The following is a 21465-nucleotide window of genomic DNA, read 5'->3' as shown; positions in this document are numbered from 1 at the left end:
GCGCGCCAGGACCGTCATGGCCTGAGGTTGGCGGCGGGCTTTTCGCCGGCGCTGGTATCGGTCGCCGGTTCCGTGCCATCCGGTACTTTCGCCGGCACGTTCCATTCCGTGGGACCCTTGACGAAGCTGCGTTGGCTGGCATCGCCATAGGCAAGCCATTTGCTCCGGTCGAAGTAGAGCTCGGCAATGCTCTTTGGCCGCGCGCGCGGCGGCTGGTTCGCAAGGAAATTGTAGCGTGGCGTCACCTCGTCGGACTCGCGCTTGAACTGGATGCGGCTACCGAAACGCTTGAGGTCGAATTCCTTCAGAGCCTGGATCTGCAGCGTGACGCTGGCCGCGTCGGCCCAGCGCACATGGTCGAGAAATACGGAAGCCGCCCGTGCTGCTGCGGTGGTCACGGCCTGGCGGTCGTCGGGGCGTTCGATGTTGAGCTTGACGCGGAAGGAGGTGATTTCCTCTTCGCCGCTGCCCTTGACGAAGATGAAGATCGACGAGGGTTTGTCCTCGCCCGGACGCGGGAAGGAGACGAGCGATGAACATTCCCACTGGGCGCGTTCTCCGCCACCGGCTTTCCATTCGAGTTCGCGGAAGCCGGCGTCACGCAATTCATCGCAAAGCGCCTTGGGGTCGCTGCGGATCACGCGCAGGAATTGCTGCTCCGGCGTCTGCAGATCCTGGAAGGTCCAGGCGGGCAGGGCGATGCGCGGCGGTTCGCGCCTTGCCGGCTTCTCGGCCATCGGTTCGGGGGGCTTGCTCCTCTCGAGGAATGTCGTCGGCAGGCCCAATGCGACGAGAACTTTCCTGAGGTTGCGCTGCTCGTTGGCGAGCAGGGCCGTCGCGAGAATGGCGGTGACGATCAGGACGAGGGCCACAAGAAAGAAGCGCAGTCCCGTCCGGCCGGCGGGCCTTTGTGCCGGCGTCTTGCCACGGGACGCGCTCATGCCGCCTCGCCTGCCCGGCGGGGCGCGATGAGGCGCGGCGCCTCCAGCAAAAGGTGAACGGTCGGCCGGGCTTCCATGGTCTCGGGTTATCAACGGGTCTGGGCCCTCTTCATCCCCGAAATCCGTCGCGGCGGCAATATGCAACCGCCGATATCGGCAAGGGACTGTTGCGTCTCGGCACAACGCGCCGCTGAACCAGAGGTGCGGTGAGACTGAGAAGTTGAAATCCAGCGGCGATCACATAGCTTGGCGCAAATATCGAATGGGATGCGCCATGGCAGTTTCGAGTTCAGCCGAGCTTGTGATCGACGCGTCGCTGGTACGGCGGCTGATTGCAACGCAGTTTCCGCAATGGTCGGATCTCGAGGTGCGCCCGATCGAACCCGGCGGCTGGGACAACAGAACCTTCCGGCTCGGCGATCAGATGACCGTGCGCCTGCCGAGCGCCGAGCATTACGTGCTGCAGGTGGAGAAGGAGCACCACTGGCTGCCGCGGCTGGCGCCGCACCTGCCGCTGCCCATTCCCGTGCCCCTGGCCAAGGGCACGCCCGGCGAAGGCTTTCCCTGGCGCTGGTCGGTCTACCGCTGGCTTCCGGGCGAGACATTGGCGGTGGAGCGGGTCACGGATCTCCGCGACGTGGCGAAGGACCTCACGCGGTTTCTGCGCGCCATGCGGCAGGCGGATACGGCCGGCGGGCCCCTGCCCGGCGACCACAATTTTCATCGTGGTGGTCCTCCAGGCTTCTATGACGCGCAGACGCGCCAGGCGCTCACGCTGCTCGAAGGCGAGGTCGACACGGCGGCGGCCAGGGAGGTGTGGGAAGCCGCTCTTGCTGCACCGTTCGAGGGGACGCCCGTCTGGTTTCACGGCGATATCGCCTGGGGCAACCTGCTGGTCGAGCACGGTCGCCTGAGCGCCGTCATCGATTTCGGCACCTCGGGCGTCGGCGATCCGGCCTGTGATCTCGCGATAGCCTGGACGTTCTTCCAGGGCGAGAGCCGCGACGTCTTCCGCGATGGCATGGCACTCGATCGCGGCGCTTGGGCGCGTGGGCGGGGCTGGACCCTGTGGAAGGCGCTGATCGTTCTTGCCGGCATGACCGGCGCGCCCGCAAGCGAGAGGGCAAAGCAGCGCGCGGTGATCGAAGACGTGCTTATGGATCATCGCCGCTACGGCTGAGGCCGGTTGCGCTTCGGACAGACGCCAGCTTGACCGGGCGGCAGATTGCCTCTGGGTCGGGCGCAGGCGGGACGTCCCGCGTCGGTGCTTCGCATGGGGACGGCCTCACTATCTCCACCGAGATACTGAAGTCGATCGCGTCATGCAGCCCCAAAGCCCGCGGCGCGTCCGCGTGACCTTCCTCCTCCCGGAACAGCCCGATCAATTCATCGGAAGCGCTCGCTTCGTGGAACGATCTCGGTCGTCGACGCTTATCCAACACATTGACGCGTCAGCGGCCGCCGTCGCGTGCCGCCGATGTTTCGTCACCAGCGCACGAGGTTGATGATGGCTGGACCCATCGAACAATTCGAGATCAAGTCGCTCCTTCCGATCGCCGAGGTCGGCGGCCACCAGATCAGCTTTACCAATTCGGCCGCCTACATGGTGCTGACCGTCGCGATCGCCAGTCTCTTCCTGATCCTGTCAACGCGAAGACACGGCCTCGTGCCGGACCGGGCGCAGGCGGCGGCGGAGATCCTCTATGAGTTTGCGGCAAAGACGCTCCGCGACAATGCCGGCGAGAAGGGCATGCGCTTCTTCCCGCTGGTCTTCTCGCTGTTCATGTTCATTCTGGTCGCCAATGTGATCGGCACGTTCCCCTATGCCTTCACGGTGACGAGCCATATTGCCGTGACCTTTGCGCTGGCGATGCTCGTGTTCCTGACGGTCACGCTCTTCGGTATCTACCGGCACGGCTTCGGCTTCCTGCGATTGTTCATGCCGGCGGGCGTGCCATTGATTCTGGCGCCGATCATCATCCCGATCGAGGTGGTCTCCTACCTCGCGCGGCCGGTCAGCCACTCGGTTCGTCTGTTCGCGGTCATGCTGGCCGGCCACATCACGCTCGAGGTTTTCGCGGGCTTCGTCGTGGGGCTCACTGGCCTCGGGGCGCTCGGAATCCTGGCCGCGGTCATGCCCCTGCTGATGACGGTGGCGCTGACCGGGCTCGAACTGCTGATGGCGCTCATCCAGGCCTATATCTTCACCATGCTGACCTGCATGTATCTCAACGACGCGCTCCATCCGAGCCACTGAGAAAAGTGGAAGAGGCTCCCTGCAACGGGAGCCGCGTCGTCACTCGGCCGTCGTTCGTCGCGCTTCGATCCGGTAGGTCCGCCAGGATGACCAGGCGAAGGCGAGCAGGAACATTGCAGTCATCAGCAGCACGATGGTCGGCGCCGGTGCGCTATCGATGAAGAAGGAGAGGTAGACGCCGCAGAAGGAGGCCGTCATCGCTATGAACACGGCGACGACGAGCATCGCGCCCATGGTGCGGGTAATCAGGAAAGCGATGGCGCCGGGCGCGATCAGCATGGCGATGGCAAGGATCAGCCCTACCGCCTTCAGCGCGCCGACGATCGTCAGCGACAGGATCGCGAGCAGCCCGTAATGCAGCCAGTTGACCGGAAGGCCGACGGCCTTGGCCTGGGCGGGATCGAAGGCGTGCAGCAGGAAATCGCGCCATTTGATGGCGAGAATGCCGGTGGCGACCAGGGCGATCACGCCGGTTTCGACAATGTCCGGCCAGCCGATGCCGAGCATGTCGCCGAAGAGGATATGATCGAGGTGCACGTCGCTCTGGATCTTGGTGTAGAGCACTAGCCCGAAGCCGAACATGCCGGAGAAGACCACGCCCATCACCGTGTCCTGCTTGATACGGCTGTTCTCCTTGAGATAGCCGGTCAGAAGCGCACAGGACATGCCGGCTGCGAAAGCGCCGACGGCCAGCGGCAGGCCGACGATGTAGGAGATCACGACGCCGGGGAAGACCGCGTGCGAGATCGCGTCACCCATCAGCGACCAGCCCTTCAGCACCAGGAAGCAGGAGAGCATTGCCGTCGGGATCGCGACCAGCACCGAGATCAGCAGCGCATTGCGCATGAACTCAAATTCGAAGACGGCGAGCAGCATGTCGAGCGAGATCATCGGCCCGCCTCCGCCGGTTCGGCGCCACGCCTGCGTGCGGCGAGAAGCCCGTGTTTCGGGGCGAAGACGAAGGCTGCAAGGAAGAGCAGGGTCTGCAGCACGATGATGATGCCGCCGGTGGCACCATCGAGGAAGTAGCTGAAATAGGCGCCGAAGAAGCTCGTGAGCGCCCCGATGGCGACGCTGATCAGGATAAGCCGCGGAAAGCGGTCCGTGAGCAGGTAAGCGGTGGCGCCCGGCGTCACCACCATGGCGATGACGAGGAAGGCGCCGACGGTCTGAAGCGCTGCGACGGTGCAGGCCGAAAGCAGCGTGAAGAACAGCACCTTGAGGAAGGTGGTGGGAATGCCGATCGAGCGGGCGTGGCTCTCGTCGAAGAAGGTCACCATCAGGTCCTTCCACTTCGCCGTCAGGATGATGAGCGAGACGATGCCGATGATGGCAAGCTGCAGCGTATCGGCGGGCGTGATCGCCAGGATGTTGCCAAGCACGATCGTCTGGATGTTCACCGAAGTCGGCGACAGCGACACCATGAAGAGCCCGAGGCCGAAGAAGGAGGTGAAGATCAGGCCGATGATCGTGTCCTCCTTCAGCCGGGTGCGCTGATTGAGAAACAGCATGGCGCCGGCCGCAAGCGCGCCGGAGAAAAAGGCGCCAATGGAAAACGGCAGGCCGAGCATGTAGGCGCCGGCGACACCGGGGACGATCGAGTGCGAAAGGGCATCACCGATCAGCGACCAGCCCTTCAGCATCAGGTAGGAGGAGAGGAAGGCGCAGACGGCGCCGACCAGCGCGCTGACCCACATGGCGTTGAGCATGTAGCCATAGGTGAAGGGTTCCAGGAGCGTGGCGGTCATTTGCCGTTCGGCTCCGCGTCCGTTTCGGGTTTTGCCGGCTGCGCCACCATGCGGTCCTTGTCGCCATACATGACCAGCGGGCGCTCGTCGTCGGTGATGACGGCAAGCTGCCGCGGGTCGGCATCGTCGTGCAGGTTTTCGCCGCCGAGCACGAAATGCCGGAGCACCCCGCCGAAGGCGAGTTCGAGGTTTTCGCGGGTGAAGGTGGTTTCGGTCGGGCCATAGGCGAGAACCGTGTTTTTGAGCAGCACGGTGCGGTCGCAGAACTCCGGCACGCTGCCGAGATTGTGGGTCGAAACCAGCATCACCCGGCCTTCGTCACGAAGGCCGATCAGCAGGCGGATGATCGCATCCTCGGTCTTGACGTCGACGCCGGTGAAGGGTTCGTCGAGCAGGATGACCTTGCCATCCTGGGCAAGGGCGCGCGCCAGGAAGACGCGCTTCTTCTGGCCGCCGGAGAGCTCGCCGATCTGGCGCTTGCGGTAGTCGCTCATGCCGACCCGGGCAAGCGCTGCCTCGACCGCCTCATGGTCTGCCCTCTTCGGGATGCGCAGCATGTTCATGTGACCGTAGCGGCCCATCATGACGACGTCCTCGACGAGAACCGGGAAGTTCCAGTCGACCTCTTCGGCCTGCGGCACATAGGCGACGAGGTTCTTCCTGAGCGCTTCCGGAACGGAGCGCCCAAGGATCGAGATTTCGCCGCGCGACAGGCGGGCGAACCCCATGATCGCCTTGAACAGCGTCGACTTGCCGCTGCCGTTGACGCCGACGAGCGCGCTGATAGTGCCCGTCGGGATCTCGAAGGTGGCGTCGCGCAGGGCGCGCAGCCCGTTGCGGTAGGTGACGGTCGCGCCTGCGACGCGGATGCCGCTGCCTTGCTCGCCTGATACCGGCGGCTGGCCGGAGCGGGTCTTCACCTGGAGGTTCATTGCGAGAGGCCTTTGGCGATGGTTTCCGATGTGACGCGCAGCAGGTCGATATAGGTCGGAACCGGACCGTCCGCTTCGCTCAAGGAATCAACGTAGAGCACGCCGCCGTATTTGGCACCGGTTTCGCGCGCGACCTGCTCGGCCGGGTCGGGCGAGATCGTGCTTTCGGAGAAGACGACAGGGATGTGGTTGGCCCGGACGGCGTCGATCACCTTGCGGACCTGCTGCGGGGTACCCTGCTGGTCGGCATTGATCGGCCAGAGATAGAGTTCCTTCATGCCGAAGTCGCGAATCAGGTAGCTGAAGGCGCCTTCGCTCGATACCAGCCAGCGCTTGTCCTCAGGGATCTTGGCGATCTCGGCACGGATCGGCGCAATGGTTGCCTCGATCTTCTGCTTATAGGCCTCGGCATTGGCCTTGTAGGCCTCGGCATTGGCGGGGTCGTATTTCACGAAGGCGTCGCGGATGTTGTCGACATAGATCAGCGCGGCGGACGGCGACATCCAGGCATGCGGGTTGGGCTTGCCGCTGTAGGGGCCCTCGGCAATGCCCATGGGTTCGACGCCAGTCGAGACGACGACGCCCGGTACATCATCGAAATTCTGGAAGAACTTCTCGAACCAGCGTTCCAGGTTCAGACCGTTCCACAGGATCAGCTTGGCGTCGTGCGCCTTCAGGATGTCGCGCGGGGTCGGCTGGTAGTTGTGGATCTCGGCACCCGGTTTGGTGATCGATTCGACGACGGCCGCGTCGCCCGCGACGTTTTTTGCCATGTCGGCAATGACCGTGAAGGTCGTCACTGCCTTGAACTTTTCTTGCGCCGAGCTGGTGCCCGGAGCGAGCGCGATGGCTGCCAGGGCAGCGGCCGCTGCCAGGATCGCGCGCCTCGTCTGATCGATCATTCACTACTCCCAGATGTTGACGCCCACAGGAGTAGGCGAATGGTTTGCATAAGTCAATGCAAATGAGAAGCATTCGCAACTAGCTATTTTCAAAACCGGTGCCCTTGGCTAGTGTACGACCATGAAACAGAACAAGAATCGTGTCGAAGAACTGGAAGGTGTTTTGCGGGATGGCGGCGTGCGCGTGACGCGTCAGCGCTCCGCAATCCTGAAGATCCTCGCCACCGCCGAAGACCATCCGGACGCAAACGAACTGCATCGCCGGGCGAAGGAGATCGACGCCACCGTCTCGCTTTCGACCGTCTACCGGACGCTGTCGGCGCTCGAACAGCAGGGCGTGGTGCATCGCCACGCCTTCGAAAGCGCCACCGCGCGTTTCGAGACCGCCGACGCGCCACATCACGATCATCTTATCGACATCGATACCGGTGCGGTCATCGAGTTCCGCTCCGACAAGATCGAGCAGTTGCAAGCGGAGATTGCCGCCGAGCTCGGCTACGATCTGGTGCGGCACCGCCTCGAGCTCTATTGCCGCAAGCGCAAGGACTGAGCCAAGCGCGTTGGGGAGGCTGCGCCAAAGTGCGTCGCGATCTTTGCGATCGCTCCTTGCGCTTTAAGTTTTTGATATTTCGCATGTCGTTGTCGCAAGATTGCTGAGCCCTTCTGCGCGACCTACAGCGCCGCGCGTCTTATCAGACGTGCAAAGGCCGCCGTAGCACGTTGATTTGCTGCATGTCTTCGTCCTTAAATCGAGGTCGATTTAAGGACGAAGACATGCAGCAGGGATGTCGCGCAACGTCTCCTGTTGCCTTCAAACGAAAGAGCGTCAGCCACGGCCTGACGAATCCAAAGATCATGCAACGTAGCCGCAATGCGAAGCATCGATGGTTTCTGCGCCGGTGCGAATGCTCCGGCGCCGTTCGTTTGGGATCACGATCGATGGTATCTTGGAGACAGGCCTTCCGGCATCTGGCCGCTGTGCTGTTCACGCTCGCCTTCGCCCTTCCACCGGCTGCTGCGCGCGCCAGCGGCGCGACCTTTCCGGGGCAATGGCAGCAGGTGGCGTCAGGAACGGACGCATGCGAGACCTGCTGGGTCGAAATCAGGCGGAACGGTCCTGTCCTGAAAGTGACGGGCAAGGACGGATGGTTCGCGGTGGTCCATCTCGGGCGCGCTGGAGGCGGCTATAGCGCCGAGGGGATCGGCCGTTGGAGCGAGGGCGGCGACAGCCACTATCGCGGCCAGCCCTTCGACATCCGGATCGCGATCGTCGACAAGCATCTCTACATGGACATGACGGTGCGGATGGACGATGGCTCGACACGGGCGGTCAGGGCGATCTTCGACAAGCGCCGGTCCGAGAAGTCCAGGCGTTTGCGGCTGGCGCGCATGTAGGTGGGGCCATTTCTTCCAGGGAATGCCGGCAAAGAAAAACCGGGGCCGTTGCCGACCCCGGTGCCGCATCTCCTGAAGAGAAGAGGCCGCCCGTCTTGCAGGCGGCCCCGTTTTTTACTGCTGCCAGCTCTTGACCAGATCGTCGTAGTTGACGGTCTGCGGCTTTTCCTTCTCGTTCTCGACCTTCAACTGCGGAGCGAGGTTGCCCTTGGAAGCGGCGTCCTTGTTCCAGTATTCGAGATCGTGCTCTTCGGCGAGCTTCGGGCCGATGTCGCCCTGGACGCCCGAACGCTCGAGACGGGAAAGAACCTTCTCCTGCTCGGCGCACAGCGAGTCCATGGCTTCCTGGGCGGTCTTCGCACCCGAGGAGGCATCGCCGATCGCCTGCCACCAAAGCTGAGCCAGCTTCGGATAGTCAGGAACGTTCGTGCCGGTTGGCGACCACTGCAGGCGGGCCGGCGAACGGTAGAACTCGATCAGGCCGCCGAGCTTCGGAGCGCGATCGGTGAAGCTCTTGTGGTCGAGCGTCGACTGGCGGATGAAGGTGAGGCCGACATGGCTCTTCTTCACGTCGACGGTCTTCGAGGTCACGAACTGCGCATAGAGCCAGGCGGCCTTGGCGCGATCGTCAGGCGTGGACTTCAAGAGCGTCCAGGAACCGGCGTCCTGGTAACCGAGCTTCATGCCGTCCTTCCAGTAGACGCCGTGCGGGCTCGGAGCGAAACGCCACTTCGGCGTGCCGTCTTCGTTGACGACGGGCAGACCCGCCTTGACGAAGTCGGCGGTAAACGCCGTGTAGGTGAACATCTGCTGGGCGATTTCACCCTGCGACGGAACCGGGCCGGACTCCGAGAAGGTCATGCCCTGGGCGGCAGCCGGTGCATAGGCCTTCATCCAGTCGAGATACTTCTGGATCGAGTAGACCGCGGCCGGGCCGTTGGTGTCGCCGCCACGGGCAACGCAGGAGCCGACCGGACGCGAGTTTTCGTCGACCTTGATGCCCCACTCGTCGACCGGCTTGCCGTTCGGGATGCCCTTGTCGCCGTTGCCGGCCATCGACAGCCAGGCGTCGGTGAAGCGCCAGCCAAGCGACGGGTCCTTCTTGCCGTAGTCCATGTGGCCATAGACTTTCTTGCCGTCGATTTCGCGGCCGGTGAAGAACTCGGCGATGTCTTCGTAGGCCGACCAGTTGACCGGAACGCCGAGGTCGTAGCCGTACTTCGCCTTGAAGTCCGCCTTGTTCTTCTCGTCGTTGAACCAGTCGTAGCGGAACCAGTAGAGGTTCGCGAACTGCTGGTCGGGAAGCTGGTAGAGCTTGCCGTCCGGCGCCGTCGTGAAGGACTTGCCGATGAAGTCATCGATGTCGAGGTTCGGGTTGGTGACGTCCTTGCCTTCATTGGCCATGAAGTCGGTCAGGCTGCGGGCCTGCTGGTAGCGCCAGTGGGTACCGATCAGGTCCGAGTCGTTGATATAGGCGTCATAGACGTTTTCGCCCGACTGCATCTGCGTCTGCAGCTTTTCGACGACGTCGCCTTCGCCGATCAGGTCGTGGGTGATCTTGATGCCGGTGATGTCGGCGAAGGCCTTGGCGAGAACCTTCGATTCGTATTCATGGGTGGTGATCGTTTCGGAAACGACCTTGATCTCCATGCCGGCGAAGGGCTTGGCCGCATCGACGAACCACTGCATTTCGGCTTCTTGGGCCGCGCGGTCGAGCGAGGACAGGTCGCCGATCTCGCTGTCGAGGAACTTCTTCGCCTCGTCCATGCCGGCGAATGCCGTGCCGGTAAAGGCCAGCAGCATTGCCGCCGTCGTAGTCAAAAGATGCCGTCGCATAATTCCCTCCCTTAGGTTTGCGAGTGCGGTTCTTTAGGTTTTGACGGGCCGCTACCCAGCGGCCCGTCAAATCGGTTCGCCTCAGACGTAGCGGAAGACGCCGACGGCATAGACCAGGGAGAGCGCGAGCGCCCACCACAGGTTCTGTCCGCCGACGAAGCCGAGCCACGCGAGGTGAATGAAGGCGCTGCCGAGCAACGACACGAAGAGGCGATCACCCCGCGTGGTCTCGAAGCGCAGGATGCCGACGCGCGGATTGCCGCCCGGCGAGGCATATTCCCAGACTGCCATCATCGACAGCAGTGCGAAGATGGTGAGGAAGAACATGGCCGACGGGAACGACCAGGCCATCCAGCCGCCGGCGACCAACGGCGCGAACCAGTCGCGTGCGCCGTCCTTGATCGGCAGCATGCTCATGAGCAGCCCGGCGACGGCGGCATAGACGACGAGAACGGCGGCGAAGGGCAGTTGCCAACGGGCCTTGCGAATGGGTTGAGCGGTCATCATACCCTCCCGAGGGCAAAGCCCTTGGCGATGTAGTTGCGAACGAAGTAGATCACCAGCGCGCCCGGAATGATGGTGAGCACGCCGGCAGCGGCCAACACGCCCCAGTCGAGGCCCGAGGCGGAAACCGTGCGGGTCATGGTGGCAGCGATCGGCTTCGCGTCGGTGGTCGTCAGCGTGCGGGCAAGCAGGAGTTCGACCCAGGAGAACATGAAGCAGAAGAAGGCGGCGACACCGATGCCCGAGGCGATCAGCGGCATGAAGATCTTCACGAAGAAGCGCGGGAACGAGTAGCCGTCGATATAGGCGGTTTCGTCGATTTCCTTCGGCACGCCGGACATGAAGCCTTCCAGGATCCAGACGGCGAGCGGCACGTTGAACAGGCAGTGGGCGAGCGCCACGGCGATGTGCGTGTCGATCAGGCCGAAGGCCGAATAGAGCTGGAAGAAGGGCAGCGCGAAGACCGCGGGCGGCGCCATGCGGTTGGTCAACAGCCAGAAGAACAGGTGCTTGTCGCCGAGGAAGCGGTAGCGCGAGAAGGCGTAGGCCGCCGGCAGCGCTGCCGTCACCGAGATCACCGTGTTCATGACCACGTAGATGATCGAGTTGATATAGCCGTTGTACCAGGACGGATCGGTGAAGATCACCTGGTAGTTCCGGAGCGTCGGGTTCACCGGCCAGAGCGAGAAGGTGCTGAGGATCTCGCTCGTCTCCTTGAAGCTCATGTTGACGAGCCAGTAGATCGGCAGCAGGAGGAAGACGATGTAGATCGTTGGCACCAGCCAGGACAGGCGTTCGGTAAGCGGTTGTGTCTGCATGTTGGTTCTCCTCCCGACTTTATCAGCCCTGCGCGTCGCTCGTGGTCATCACGGTGTAGAAGATCCACGAGAGCAGCAGGATGATGAGGAAGTAGATGATCGATAGCGCTGCCGCCGGACCGAGGTCGAACTGGCCGATGGCCGTCTTGACGAGGTCGATCGACAGGAAGGTGGTGGAGTTGCCCGGGCCGCCGCCGGTGACGACGAAGGGCTCGGTATAGATCATGAAACTGTCCATGAAGCGCAGCAGGAAGGCGATCAAAAGCACGCGCTTCATCTTCGGAAGCTGGATGTAGCGGAACACCGACCAGCGCGAGGCGCCGTCGATCTTGGCCGCCTGGTAGTAGGCGTCCGGGATCGAGACGAGGCCGGCATAGCAGAGCAGCACGACGAGGCTCGTCCAGTGCCAGACGTCCATGACGATCAGCGTCACCCAGGCGGCGACCGGGTTCTGCACGTAGTTATAGTTGATGCCCATGCCTTCGAGCGTGCGGCCGAGCAGGCCGATGTCGACGCGGCCGAAGACCTGCCAGATGGTGCCGACGACGTTCCACGGGATCAGCAGCGGCAACGCCATCAGGACGAGGCAGACCGGCACGCCGAGACCCTTCTTCGGCATGTTCAGCGCGATGACGATGCCGAGCGGGATCTCAATCGCGAGGATAATCGCCGAGAAGATCAGGTTGCGGGTGAGCGCATCCCAGAACCGGTCGGACGTCAGCACCTGGACGTACCAGTCGGTGCCGGCCCAGAAGAACTCGTTGTTGCCGAAGGTGTCCTGGACCGAATAGTTGACGACGGTCATCAGCGGGATGACGGCCGAGAAGGCGACCAGCACGAGGACCGGTAGCACCATGAACCAGGCCTTGTTGTTCCAGGTTTTCTCCATGGTCAGGCCTCCTCGCCGACGCGCCAGGAATCGGCGTAGATGTTGATGGCTTTCGGATCGAAGCGGACGCGCGGATCGGCGGGGATCTCGCCGTCCTCGTCGACGATGATCGAGATCGGCTGATCGGCGAAGCGGGCGCGGACGATCTTGTGGCGGCCGATATCCTCGACCTTGGTGATCGCGACCGGCATGCCCTCGCGGCCGATCGAAACGAATTCCGGGCGGATGCCGAGCTCGGTCTTGGCGCCGGCCTTGACCTTGGGCAGGAAGTTCAAGGCCACATGTTCGCCGCCGACAGTGGCGGTGTTGCCGTCGAGATTGACCGGCAGCACGTTCATGCCCGGCGAACCGATGAAGTAGCCGACGAAGGTGTGGCGCGGGCGCTCGAAGAGCTCGGCCGGCGTGCCGATCTGGACGATCTGGCCGTCATACATGACGACGACCTTGTCGGCGAAGGTCAGTGCCTCGGTCTGGTCGTGGGTGACGTAGACCATGGTGAAGCCGAACTGCTTGTGCAGCCGCTTGATCTGCGAACGCAGCACCCACTTCATTTCCGGATCGATGACGGTGAGCGGCTCGTCGAACAGAATGGCGCTGACGTCGTTGCGCACGAGGCCACGGCCGAGCGAGATCTTCTGCTTCTGGTCGGCGGTAAGCCCGCGGGCGGTCTTCTTCGCCCAGCCGCCGAGACCGATCATCTCGATCGTTTCCTTGACGCGGCGGTCGACCTCGGCTTCCGGCACGTGCCGGTTGCGCAACGGGAAGGCCAGATTGTCGTAGACGGTCATCGTGTCGTAGATCACCGGGAACTGGAACACCTGGGCGATGTTGCGTTCCTGGGTGGAGAGATGCGTCACGTCCTTGCCGTCGAAGAGGATGCGCCCTTCGGACGGGTTGATCAGGCCGGAGATGATGTTGAGCAGCGTGGTCTTGCCGCAGCCGGACGGGCCGAGCAGCGCATAGGCGCCGCCGTCGTTCCATTCGTGATGCACTTCCTTCAGCGCGTAGTCGTTTTCCGACTTCGGTTTGGCGCCATAGGCGTGGCGGATATGTTCCAGATCGATGCGTGCCATGTTTTCCTCCCAGCGCCTCCTTTAGGCCGCGCCGCCAATGGCGCGTCCATCAGGCCCGAAGGCCATGAGATGGCGGGTGTCGACGAAGACCTCGAGGGTCGCGTCCGGTTCGATGTCGTGAATGCCCGGTGCCAGCATGACCCAGCGCGCATTGGCGAAACCGACGTGAATGAAGCTCTCCGATCCGGCGATCTCCGAGATCGCGGTCTTCACGGCAAGCGCATCGCCGCCGCCATTCGGCCGGTCGAAGGAGATGTGGTGCGGCTGGAAGGCGACGGTGCAGGGACCGTCGGCAATCGCCGCCAGATGCGCCGGGACCGTCAGTACGGACTTGCCGTCGAGCGCAAAGAGCGAACCGGTCTTGACGAGTTCGATCGTGTTCAGCGGCGGGTCGGCGAAGGTGCGGGCGGTGATGAGGTCGGTCGGACGACGATAGACGTCGATCGTCTTGCCGAACTGGGTGACGCGACCCTGGCTGAGGGCTGCCGTATTGCCGCCGAGCAGCAAAGCTTCCGATGGCTCCGTGGTGGCATAGACGAAGATGGCGCCGGAAGCGGCGAAGATCTTCGGCAGTTCCTCGCGCAGTTCCTCGCGCAGCTTGTAGTCGAGATTGGCGAGCGGTTCGTCAAGCAGCACGAGATCGGCATTTTTGACGATGGCGCGCGCCAGCGCGGTGCGCTGCTGCTGGCCGCCCGAGAGGTTCAAGGGCGTGCGGTCGAGATAGGGTGTCAGCTTCAGCAGCTCGGCTGCCTTGCGGACTTCGCGGTCAATGGTGGCGGCATCGGCGCCGCTGATGCGCATCGGCGAGGCGATGTTCTCATAGACGGTCATCGCCGGATAGTTGATGAACTGCTGGTAGACCATGGCGACCGAGCGCTTCTGCACGGGCAGGCCGGTAACGTCGGTGCCGTCGAAGATCAGCGAGCCGGAGGCGGGCTTGTCGAGACCGGCCATCAGCCGCATCAGCGACGTCTTGCCGGAAAGGGTCGGGCCGAGCAGCACGTTGAGCGACCCCCTCTCCAGCACCAGGTCGGTCGGGTAGATATGCGTCTCCCCGCCTACGACCTTGGATATCTTCTTCATTTCAAGCATCGAATTCTCCACCCAGCAGTCCAGAGCGTTTCCACGCCCAGCGCGGAAACGCTCTACCTCGTCGTTTTTCGCATTTCCGGACGCAAAACTGCTGCGCGCTTTTGCCGGAAATGCCCTAGAATGCGGTCTTCAGGCGGCTGCGTTGGCCGCTCCCCGCATGTACTCCTCCAGTGCTGCCGCCTCGCCGGGCGTCAGCTTCAATCCCAATTTCGTCCGGCGCCACAGCACGTCCTCGGCGTGCCGCGCCCATTCGTTCGTCATCAGCCACCTGACCTCGACTTCGTAGAGATCCGCGCCGAAATGGTGGCCGAGTGCGGCCTCGCTCGAGGCTGAACCGAGGAGCGCGGCGGCGCGTGTGCCGTAGAGGCGCACCAGGCGCCGCGCGTGTGCCGGCGCAAGGAAGGGATACTGCTCTTGCAGCCTTTCGACTTCATCGGCATAGCCCTGGGCCGGAAAATCGCCGCCCGGCAGCCTCGAGCCGGCCGTCCATTTCGATCCCTTGACGCCGATCGCCTCGCCGATCTTCTCGAGCGCGGACTCGCCGAGGCGGCGGTAGGTCGTGAGCTTGCCGCCGAAGACGTTGAGCAGCGGCGCCGCACCCTTGTCGCCTTCGACCCGCAGCACGTAGTCGCGGGTTGCCTCCTGCGCCTTGCTGGCGCCGTCGTCATAGAGGGGGCGCACGGCGGAGTAGGTCCAGACGATGTCGTCCTTCGTCACCGGTTCCAGGAAATATTCGCTTGCGGCCTTGCAGAGATAATCGACCTCGGCATCGCTGATGCGGACATCGGCCGGGTTGCCGGTGTAGTCGCGATCGGTGGTGCCGATCAGGGTAAAGTCTTCTTCATAGGGGATGGCGAAAATGATGCGGCCATCCGGGTTCTGGAAGAAATAGGCGCGCGGGTCGTCGAATTTCTTCTTCACGACGATATGGCTGCCCTGGACGAGGCGGACATTGTGGACGTCGTTCTTGCCAAGCGCGCCGGAAAGCACCGTGTCGACCCAGGGGCCGGCCGCATTGATGAGCATGCGGGCTCGAACGGTCTTGCGTTCGCCGCTCGTCTGGTTTTCGGTCTCGACCGTCCAGAGTGTGCCGTTGCGCCGTGCCGAGACGACGCGGGTGCGGGCCATGATGACGGCGCCGCGGTCGGCGGCGTCGCGGGCGTTCAATACGACCAGGCGGGCGTCGTTGACCCAGCCGTCGGAGTATTCGAACGCCTTGTTGAACAGGCGCTTCAGCGGCTTGCCGGCCGGATCGCGTTTCATGTCCAGCGTCGCCGTCGGCGGCAGCAGCTTGCGGCCGCCGATATGATCGTAAAGAAAGAGGCCGAGGCGGATGAGCCAGGCCGGGCGCAGGCCGCCCTTGTGGTATGGCAGCACGAAACGCATGGGCCAGATGACGTGCGGCGCCATCGCCCAGAGCACTTCCCGCTCCATCAGCGCCTCGCGCACGAGGCGGAACTCGTAATGCTCGAGATAGCGCAGGCCGCCGTGAATGAGCTTGGTGGAGCCGGAAGAGGTGCCGGAAGCGAAATCGTTCATTTCGGCCAAGGCGACCGAATATCCACGGCCGACCGCGTCGCGCGCGATGCCGCATCCGTTGATGCCGCCGCCGATAACGAAGACGTCGTAGATTGCCTGCTCTGACACTGCTGTTTCCCCTCCACTTTTCGCGACGCACAAATTGATGCGTCAGCGAAAGTGAAATCAGTTAAAACGAAAACATATCGAATGTCAAACGAATGCTCCCCGAATCTTTAGGGGTGCCTAAACCGCCCGTCTCAGGCGTCGGTTTCGATCAGCCGAACGTCCCGTTCGGCACAGATTTTCCTGACATTTTCGAGCGTGCAGCGATCGGTGATGAAGGTCTGCACCTGCGAGATGTGACCGATGCGCACTGGCGCCGTTCTTTCGAACTTGGTCGAGTCGGAAACGAGGATGACATGGCGCGCATTGGCGATGATTGCCTGTGCGACCTTCACTTCGCGGAAATCGAAATCGAGAAGCGCGCCGTCATGGTCGATTGCCGAGGCGCCGATGACGGCGAAATCGACCTTGAACTGCTTGATGAAGTCGACGGCGGCCTCGCCGACGATACCGCCGTCGGAACCACGCACGACTCCGCCGGTGATCACCACCTCGATCGAGGGGAAGACGCGTAAACGATTGGCGACATTTATATTGTTGGTGATGACCATCAGTTCCTTGTGGTCGAGAAGGGCCTCGCCCACGGCTTCGGTCGTCGTGCCGATATTGATGAACAGCGAGGCACTGTCGGGAATGAGTTCGGCGGCGGCCTTGCCGATTGCCTGTTTCTCCGGTGCTGCGATCTGGCGGCGGGCATCGTATTTGACGTTTTCCTTGCCGCTCGGGAAGATCGCGCCGCCGTGGATACGGTTCAGAACCTTGGCGTCGCAGAGGTCGTTCAGATCCTTTCGGATGGTTTGCGGCGTGACGGAAAAGCGCTGGGCCAGTTCCTCCACGAGTACGCGGCCCTCGCTCTTTGCCAGTTCCAGGATCTCCGCCTGCCGACCCGTCAGATACATTCCATCCTCCCCATTTTCGTTTTGTTTCATAATATGCAAAAACGAAAGTCGCGCAATTTCATAAATTGGCGTTTATCGTGAAACCGGTTTCGCCATGGTTTAAAATGCGGGAGCGCGTTGCATTCGTTTCGGCGATGGGCGACGCTGCTCGAGGAGCGAAGAGGGGAAAGACATGTTTCATCCGGCCTTGTTCAAGGGCATGACCGTCGTCGTCACCGGGGCCGGGCGCGGCATCGGGCTGGAGGTCGCGCGGCAATTCCTGGACTGCGGCGCGCGCGTGCTTGTCCATGCCGGCCGGTCGATCGGCGAGCTGCCCGATTTTCTCGAATCGGCGGCGACCGAGGGGCGGGCGCATGTGGTGACGGCGGATTTTCTGGCGCCGGATGGCGTCGAGAGTTTGGCCGAGGTGGTGCGCAGCCGATTCGAAAGCGTCGATATCCTCATCAACAATGCCGGTACGATGGTTGGTCGCTTTCCTGCGGCGGAGCTCACCGACGAACAATATTGGACCGTCGTGCAGCTCAATCAGACAGCGGTCGTCGAGATGACGCGGGCGATGCTGCCGTTGCTGCGCAAGGGCACGCATCCGGCGATCGTCAACACCGTGTCGATCTCGGCGGTCACAGGCGGCAGTGCCGGCTCTTCGATCTATTCGGCCACCAAGGCCTTCGTCGCCACCTATTCCAAGGCGCTGGCGCGCGAACTCGCGCCCGAGGGCATTCGAGTCAACTGCGTTTCGCCCGGCACGATCACCACCGACTTTCATCAGCGTTATTCGTCGCCGGAAAAGCTGGAGGCGACCCGCAAGACCATTCCGCTCGGCCGGCTGGGAACGGCGGAAGATTGTGCGCCGGCCTACCTCTTCCTCGCATCGCATGTGCTGTCGGGTTACATCACGGGCCAGGTGCTGGAGGTGAATGGCGGACAACTGATCGCGTGAGTGAGAGGCGATAACATGTGCTTGTTTCAATGTTCGCCCCTCATCCGGCTGCCGCCACCTTCTCCCCGCGGGCGGGGAGAAGGGACACTGCCGCGCCGTCTCAGTTCTGATCGGAGACTAGCGTGTTCGCACTCGCGCAGATGGGGAAAAAGGAGTTTTGGCGCTGCTGGTGTTTCTCTGGCTAGGACCGGGGCACGTCCCCTCTCCCCGCCTTCGGGGAGAGGGCTAGGGTGAGGGGCAAAAGCCAGCCCAATCGGGTAAGGGGCAGAATCAAAAACTCTGAAGGCTCGGCATGATCGATAAGCTGGAAATGTTCCTCGTTCTCGCGCGCGAACGGCACTTCGGCCGCGCGGCGGAGGAGTGTGGGGTGACGCAGCCGACATTGTCGGCCGCCATTCGTCAGCTCGAGGATCAGCTCGGCGTCATGCTCGTCAGTCGCGGTTCGCGTTTCCAGGGACTGACGCCGGAGGGACAGCGGGTGCTCGAATGGGCGCGCCGCATCGTCGGAGATACCCGGACGATGCGGGAGGAGATGCGAGCGGCGCGCAAGGGCCTTTCCGGCCACATCCGCCTGGCGGCGGTGCCGACGACGCTTGCCATGGTGCCGATGATCACCGCGCCGTTCCAGGAAAAGCACCCGGACGTCACCTTCTCCGTGCAGTCGACGACATCGGTGCAGATCCTGGCGTTGCTCGAGAATCTCGAGATCGACGCCGGACTGACCTACCTGGAGAACGAGCCGCTCGGCCGGGTGACCAGCGTTCCCCTGCAGGTCGAACGTTACCACCTCGTCACCGCCGCCGGGACGCCGCTTTCGGAGCGGGAAAGCGTGACCTGGAAAGAGGTTAGCGACGTTCGGCTTTGTCTATTGACGGCCGACATGCAGAACCGCCGCATCATCAACCAGCATTTTTCGGAAGCCGGCGCCGTTGCCAGTCCGACGCTTGAATCAAACTCGATGATCGTCCTTTTTTCGCATGTGCGCACCGGTCGCTGGGCCAGCATCATGCCGTTCAACGTCGCGAAATCATTCGGTTTTCACGAGGATATCCGGATGATTCCGATCGTCGATCCGGACGCCCGCCATACGGTTGGCCTGGTCGCGACACATCGCGAGCCGTTTACGCCGCTCGTCTCGGCCCTGCTGCATGAGGCGCGCATTCTCGGCGAACGAAATCAGGCTCAATAGATTTTTTCTATCGATCGACGGAACAGCCTTATTGACCCATTGGGCCATAAGCGCGAAGCTTTTTGATCATGGCCGGAGGCGTTGAGGAACGGCCTCTGTGAGACAAGCGAAATGTCGGCTGGGCCGGCCGCCCGTTTCGGGTGCTGCCATCCTAGTCCACGAGCCGGGAGGGCTCCTGTTGAATATCCATCAGCCGCGCGCCGATATCGCGGAAACCACACTCGCCATCGTCGAGGAGCTGAAGGGGCTCGAAGGGCCGCTGCTTCCGATCCTGCACGGGATCCAGGAAGAGTTCGGCTATGTGCCGCAGGAATGTCTTCCGCTGATTGCGCGCGAGCTCAACCTGTCGCGCGCCGAAGTCTATGGGGTGATGACCTTCTACCATGACTTCCGCGAGCATCCGGCCGGGCGCCACGTGCTGAAGCTCTGTCGTGCCGAGGCCTGCCAGTCGATGGGTGGAGACCAGCTTGCCGAGCGGGCAAAGCGGCTGCTCGGCATCGACTTTCACCAGACGACGCCGGACGGCGCGGTGACACTGGAGCCGGTCTACTGCCTCGGGCTCTGTTCCTGCGCACCCTCCGCCATGCTCGACGGAGAGGTGCATGCCCGGGTCGATGCCACTGAGCTGGAAGTGCTCGTTCAGGAGGCGCGTCGATGACGGTGAAGATCTATATCCCGCGGGATGCGGCTGCCGTGGCACTCGGCGCCGAGAAGGTCGTGACGGCGATGAGCGAGGCGATCGCTTCGCGCGGTCTCGATGCGGTGATCGTGCGCAATGGTTCGCGCGGCATGCACTGGCTGGAACCGCTGGTCGAAGTGGAGACGGCCGAGGGCCGCATCGCCTATGGTCCGATCAAGGCGCGCGACGTTGCCTCGCTCCTCGATGCCGGCCTGCTGGAGGGCGGCGATCACGCGCTCTGTCTCGGCAAGACCGAGGAGATCCCCTTCCTCAAGCAGCAGACGCGGCTGACCTTTGCGCGCTGTGGCATCATCGATCCCCTGTCGCTCGACGACTACCAGGCCCACGGTGGCCTAACGGGTCTGCGCAATGCCATCGCGCTGACACCTCAGGATATCGTCACGCAGGTGACCGAGAGCGGCCTTCGCGGCCGCGGCGGTGCCGGCTTCCCGACCGGGATCAAATGGAAGACGGTTCTCGATGCTGCGGGTGACCGCAAATACATCGTCTGCAATGCCGACGAGGGCGACAGCGGTACCTTTGCCGACCGGATGATCATGGAGGGTGATCCCTTCGTGTTGATCGAGGGCATGGCGATCGCCGGTATTGCGACCGGCGCCACCAAGGGCTTCATTTATACCCGCTCCGAATACCCGCATGCGATCGCGGTGATGGCAGAGGCGATCGAGATCGCGCGCAAGGCGGGCGTGCTCGGGTCCTCGGTGCTCGGATCGGGCCGGACCTTCGACATGGAGGTGCGTACCGGCGCGGGCGCCTATGTCTGCGGCGAGGAAACGGCGCTGCTGAACAGCCTCGAAGGCAAGCGCGGCATCGTCCGCGCAAAGCCGCCCCTTCCGGCCCATAAGGGCCTCTTCGACTGTCCGACCGTCATCAACAACGTGATCTCGCTCGCCTCGGTGCCCATCATCATGGACAAGGGCGCAGCCTTCTACCGCGACTTCGGCATGGGCCGATCGCGCGGCACGATCCCGATCCAGATCGCCGGCAATGTCAAACATGCCGGTCTGTTCGAAACCGCCTTCGGCCTGGCGCTCGGCGATATCGTCGATCAGATCGGCGGCGGCACGGCGAGCGGCCGACCGGTGAAGGCGGTACAGGTCGGCGGTCCGCTCGGCGCCTACTTCCCGCGGGCGCTGTTCGACACGCCGTTCGACTACGAGGCCTTTGCCGCGCGTGACGGCCTCATCGGCCATGCCGGCATCGTCGTTTTCGACGATACGGTCGACATGCTGCACCAGGCGCGCTTCGCCATGGAATTCTGCGCCGTCGAAAGCTGCGGCAAGTGCACGCCCTGCCGCATCGGTTCGACGCGCGGCGTCGAGGTCGCCGACAAGATCGCTGCCGGCATCGAACCGGAGAAGAACCGCGAATTGCTTGCCGATCTCTGCAACACGATGAAGTTCGGTTCGCTCTGCGCACTTGGCGGCTTTACGCCCTATCCGGTCATGAGTGCCATGACCCATTTCCCGGATGATTTTCAGCCGGCACCGGTGGTGGAGGCTGCGGAATGATCGAGGCGATGGAGTTCACCCCCCTCTGCCCTGCCGGGCATCTCCCCCACAAGGGGGGAGATCGACTCTTGGCTGACCTCTCGCCCTGGCAGGAACGGTTCCGCAGGCCGAGCGTTTCAATCGTTACGCAACGTGCGCCTGATCTTTTCTCCCCCCTTGTGGGGGAGGTGGCCGGCAGGCCAGAGGGGGGTAACG

21 protein-coding genes are annotated in these 21465 nt (G+C 63.1%); 8 read left to right on the top strand and 13 right to left on the bottom strand.

Features of this window, described 5'->3' with window-relative positions:
- Nucleotides 1-14: 14 nt before the first annotated feature.
- Complete coding sequence (locus QM996_RS15755; protein WP_500268269.1) at nt 15-941, bottom strand: DUF6030 family protein; 927 nt, start codon at nt 939-941, stop codon at nt 15-17.
- 274 nt (nt 942-1215) lie between these two features.
- Here QM996_RS15755 and QM996_RS15750 point away from each other — a divergent pair, with 274 nt between their 5' ends.
- Entirely contained in the window at nt 1216-2121 is a 906-nt protein-coding gene (locus tag QM996_RS15750; protein WP_500268268.1) for an aminoglycoside phosphotransferase family protein, read from the top strand.
- Between the two features lie 327 nt (nt 2122-2448).
- Nucleotides 2449-3198, top strand: coding sequence for a FoF1 ATP synthase subunit A (locus QM996_RS15745; RefSeq protein ID WP_500270330.1), 750 nt, complete (start codon nt 2449-2451; stop codon nt 3196-3198).
- Between the two features lie 39 nt (nt 3199-3237).
- On the opposite strand, the gene QM996_RS15740 is transcribed toward QM996_RS15745, so the two are convergent.
- From QM996_RS15740 to QM996_RS15725, 4 genes are read right to left on the bottom strand one after another with little or no spacing between them, the layout of a single operon-like run.
- Nucleotides 3238-4089, bottom strand: a complete 852-nt coding sequence (locus QM996_RS15740) for a metal ABC transporter permease (protein WP_500268267.1) — start codon at nt 4087-4089, stop codon at nt 3238-3240.
- Nucleotides 4086-4946 carry a metal ABC transporter permease gene (locus QM996_RS15735; RefSeq protein WP_500268266.1) on the bottom strand — a complete coding sequence of 287 codons (861 nt, stop codon included), beginning with the start codon at nt 4944-4946 and terminating at the stop codon, nt 4086-4088. The genes QM996_RS15740 and QM996_RS15735 overlap by 4 nt, the downstream gene beginning before the upstream one ends.
- Nucleotides 4943-5878 carry an ATP-binding cassette domain-containing protein gene (locus QM996_RS15730; RefSeq protein WP_500268265.1) on the bottom strand — a complete coding sequence of 312 codons (936 nt, stop codon included), beginning with the start codon at nt 5876-5878 and terminating at the stop codon, nt 4943-4945. The genes QM996_RS15735 and QM996_RS15730 overlap by 4 nt, the downstream gene beginning before the upstream one ends.
- Nucleotides 5875-6780, bottom strand: a complete 906-nt coding sequence (locus QM996_RS15725; protein ID WP_500268264.1) for a metal ABC transporter substrate-binding protein — start codon at nt 6778-6780, stop codon at nt 5875-5877. Before QM996_RS15725 ends, QM996_RS15730 begins: the two co-directional genes overlap by 4 nt.
- Nucleotides 6781-6901: 121 nt before the next feature.
- On the opposite strand from QM996_RS15725, the gene QM996_RS15720 reads away from it, so the two are divergent.
- Together QM996_RS15720 and QM996_RS15715 are read left to right on the top strand one after the other, a co-directional pair.
- A complete protein-coding gene (locus QM996_RS15720) occupies nt 6902-7330 on the top strand; it encodes a Fur family transcriptional regulator (protein WP_173517719.1) in 429 nt (142 codons plus the stop codon).
- Between the two features lie 389 nt (nt 7331-7719).
- Nucleotides 7720-8175 (top strand): hypothetical protein, encoded by a 456-nt coding sequence (locus tag QM996_RS15715; protein ID WP_429815067.1) that lies wholly within the window; start codon nt 7720-7722, stop codon nt 8173-8175.
- Between the two features lie 114 nt (nt 8176-8289).
- Here QM996_RS15715 and QM996_RS15710 read toward each other — a convergent pair whose 3' ends face one another.
- From QM996_RS15710 to QM996_RS15675, 8 genes are all read right to left on the bottom strand, one after another.
- Nucleotides 8290-10011, bottom strand: a complete 1722-nt coding sequence (locus tag QM996_RS15710) for an ABC transporter substrate-binding protein (protein WP_500268263.1) — start codon at nt 10009-10011, stop codon at nt 8290-8292.
- An 81-nt stretch (nt 10012-10092) separates the two neighbouring features.
- Complete coding sequence (locus QM996_RS15705; protein WP_500270329.1) at nt 10093-10515, bottom strand: DUF2160 domain-containing protein; 423 nt, start codon at nt 10513-10515, stop codon at nt 10093-10095.
- Nucleotides 10515-11333 carry a carbohydrate ABC transporter permease gene (locus QM996_RS15700; RefSeq protein WP_065774067.1) on the bottom strand — a complete coding sequence of 273 codons (819 nt, stop codon included), beginning with the start codon at nt 11331-11333 and terminating at the stop codon, nt 10515-10517. The genes QM996_RS15705 and QM996_RS15700 overlap by 1 nt, the downstream gene beginning before the upstream one ends.
- A gap of 22 nt (nt 11334-11355) precedes the next feature.
- The gene (locus tag QM996_RS15695) at nt 11356-12222 is read right to left on the bottom strand and encodes a carbohydrate ABC transporter permease (RefSeq protein WP_500268262.1); all 867 of its coding nucleotides are present in this window, start codon (nt 12220-12222) and stop codon (nt 11356-11358) included.
- 2 nt (nt 12223-12224) lie between these two features.
- Entirely contained in the window at nt 12225-13295 is a 1071-nt protein-coding gene (locus tag QM996_RS15690; RefSeq protein ID WP_500268261.1) for an ABC transporter ATP-binding protein, read from the bottom strand.
- Between the two features lie 21 nt (nt 13296-13316).
- The gene (locus QM996_RS15685; RefSeq protein ID WP_500268260.1) at nt 13317-14387 is read right to left on the bottom strand and encodes an ABC transporter ATP-binding protein; all 1071 of its coding nucleotides are present in this window, start codon (nt 14385-14387) and stop codon (nt 13317-13319) included.
- Between the two features lie 129 nt (nt 14388-14516).
- Nucleotides 14517-16034 carry a glycerol-3-phosphate dehydrogenase gene (gene glpD / locus QM996_RS15680; RefSeq protein WP_500268259.1) on the bottom strand — a complete coding sequence of 506 codons (1518 nt, stop codon included), beginning with the start codon at nt 16032-16034 and terminating at the stop codon, nt 14517-14519.
- A gap of 131 nt (nt 16035-16165) precedes the next feature.
- Nucleotides 16166-16930 (bottom strand): DeoR/GlpR family DNA-binding transcription regulator, encoded by a 765-nt coding sequence (locus QM996_RS15675; RefSeq protein WP_500268258.1) that lies wholly within the window; start codon nt 16928-16930, stop codon nt 16166-16168.
- A 172-nt stretch (nt 16931-17102) separates the two neighbouring features.
- Here QM996_RS15675 and QM996_RS15670 point away from each other — a divergent pair, with 172 nt between their 5' ends.
- The 4 genes from QM996_RS15670 to QM996_RS15655 all read left to right on the top strand — a co-directional run bounded on the left by QM996_RS15670 (nt 17103) and on the right by QM996_RS15655 (nt 21270).
- Nucleotides 17103-17870, top strand: a complete 768-nt coding sequence (locus QM996_RS15670; protein ID WP_500268257.1) for an SDR family NAD(P)-dependent oxidoreductase — start codon at nt 17103-17105, stop codon at nt 17868-17870.
- Nucleotides 17871-18162: 292 nt separating this feature from the next.
- Entirely contained in the window at nt 18163-19059 is an 897-nt protein-coding gene (locus tag QM996_RS15665) for a LysR family transcriptional regulator (protein WP_500268256.1), read from the top strand.
- A gap of 178 nt (nt 19060-19237) precedes the next feature.
- Nucleotides 19238-19717, top strand: coding sequence for a formate dehydrogenase subunit gamma (locus tag QM996_RS15660; RefSeq protein WP_500268255.1), 480 nt, complete (start codon nt 19238-19240; stop codon nt 19715-19717).
- A complete protein-coding gene (locus QM996_RS15655; RefSeq protein WP_500268254.1) occupies nt 19714-21270 on the top strand; it encodes a formate dehydrogenase beta subunit in 1557 nt (518 codons plus the stop codon). The genes QM996_RS15660 and QM996_RS15655 overlap by 4 nt, the downstream gene beginning before the upstream one ends.
- The last annotated feature ends 195 nt before the right edge of the window (nt 21271-21465 follow it).

This window comes from Sinorhizobium chiapasense, from assembly GCF_045277575.1.
Taxonomy (GTDB): Bacteria; Pseudomonadota; Alphaproteobacteria; order Rhizobiales; family Rhizobiaceae; genus Ensifer; species Ensifer chiapasense_A.
This window is presented reverse-complemented; position numbering and strand designations above follow the sequence as displayed.

Excerpts from the sequence above, each read along its gene's own strand:
- QM996_RS15755 (WP_500268269.1), bottom strand. The coding sequence starts at position 941 with ATGAGCGCGTCCCGTGGCAAGACGCCGGCACAAAGGCCCGCCGGCCGG.
- QM996_RS15750 (WP_500268268.1), top strand. The coding sequence starts at position 1,216 with ATGGCAGTTTCGAGTTCAGCCGAGCTTGTGATCGACGCGTCGCTGGTA.
- QM996_RS15745 (WP_500270330.1), top strand. The coding sequence starts at position 2,449 with ATGGCTGGACCCATCGAACAATTCGAGATCAAGTCGCTCCTTCCGATC.
- QM996_RS15740 (WP_500268267.1), bottom strand. The coding sequence starts at position 4,089 with ATGATCTCGCTCGACATGCTGCTCGCCGTCTTCGAATTTGAGTTCATG.
- QM996_RS15735 (WP_500268266.1), bottom strand. The coding sequence starts at position 4,946 with ATGACCGCCACGCTCCTGGAACCCTTCACCTATGGCTACATGCTCAAC.
- QM996_RS15730 (WP_500268265.1), bottom strand. The coding sequence starts at position 5,878 with ATGAACCTCCAGGTGAAGACCCGCTCCGGCCAGCCGCCGGTATCAGGC.
- QM996_RS15725 (WP_500268264.1), bottom strand. The coding sequence starts at position 6,780 with ATGATCGATCAGACGAGGCGCGCGATCCTGGCAGCGGCCGCTGCCCTG.
- QM996_RS15720 (WP_173517719.1), top strand. The coding sequence starts at position 6,902 with ATGAAACAGAACAAGAATCGTGTCGAAGAACTGGAAGGTGTTTTGCGG.
- QM996_RS15715 (WP_429815067.1), top strand. The coding sequence starts at position 7,720 with ATGGTATCTTGGAGACAGGCCTTCCGGCATCTGGCCGCTGTGCTGTTC.
- QM996_RS15710 (WP_500268263.1), bottom strand. The coding sequence starts at position 10,011 with ATGCGACGGCATCTTTTGACTACGACGGCGGCAATGCTGCTGGCCTTT.
- QM996_RS15705 (WP_500270329.1), bottom strand. The coding sequence starts at position 10,515 with ATGACCGCTCAACCCATTCGCAAGGCCCGTTGGCAACTGCCCTTCGCC.
- QM996_RS15700 (WP_065774067.1), bottom strand. The coding sequence starts at position 11,333 with ATGCAGACACAACCGCTTACCGAACGCCTGTCCTGGCTGGTGCCAACG.
- QM996_RS15695 (WP_500268262.1), bottom strand. The coding sequence starts at position 12,222 with ATGGAGAAAACCTGGAACAACAAGGCCTGGTTCATGGTGCTACCGGTC.
- QM996_RS15690 (WP_500268261.1), bottom strand. The coding sequence starts at position 13,295 with ATGGCACGCATCGATCTGGAACATATCCGCCACGCCTATGGCGCCAAA.
- QM996_RS15685 (WP_500268260.1), bottom strand. The coding sequence starts at position 14,387 with ATGCTTGAAATGAAGAAGATATCCAAGGTCGTAGGCGGGGAGACGCAT.
- QM996_RS15675 (WP_500268258.1), bottom strand. The coding sequence starts at position 16,930 with ATGTATCTGACGGGTCGGCAGGCGGAGATCCTGGAACTGGCAAAGAGC.
- QM996_RS15670 (WP_500268257.1), top strand. The coding sequence starts at position 17,103 with ATGTTTCATCCGGCCTTGTTCAAGGGCATGACCGTCGTCGTCACCGGG.
- QM996_RS15665 (WP_500268256.1), top strand. The coding sequence starts at position 18,163 with ATGATCGATAAGCTGGAAATGTTCCTCGTTCTCGCGCGCGAACGGCAC.
- QM996_RS15655 (WP_500268254.1), top strand. The coding sequence starts at position 19,714 with ATGACGGTGAAGATCTATATCCCGCGGGATGCGGCTGCCGTGGCACTC.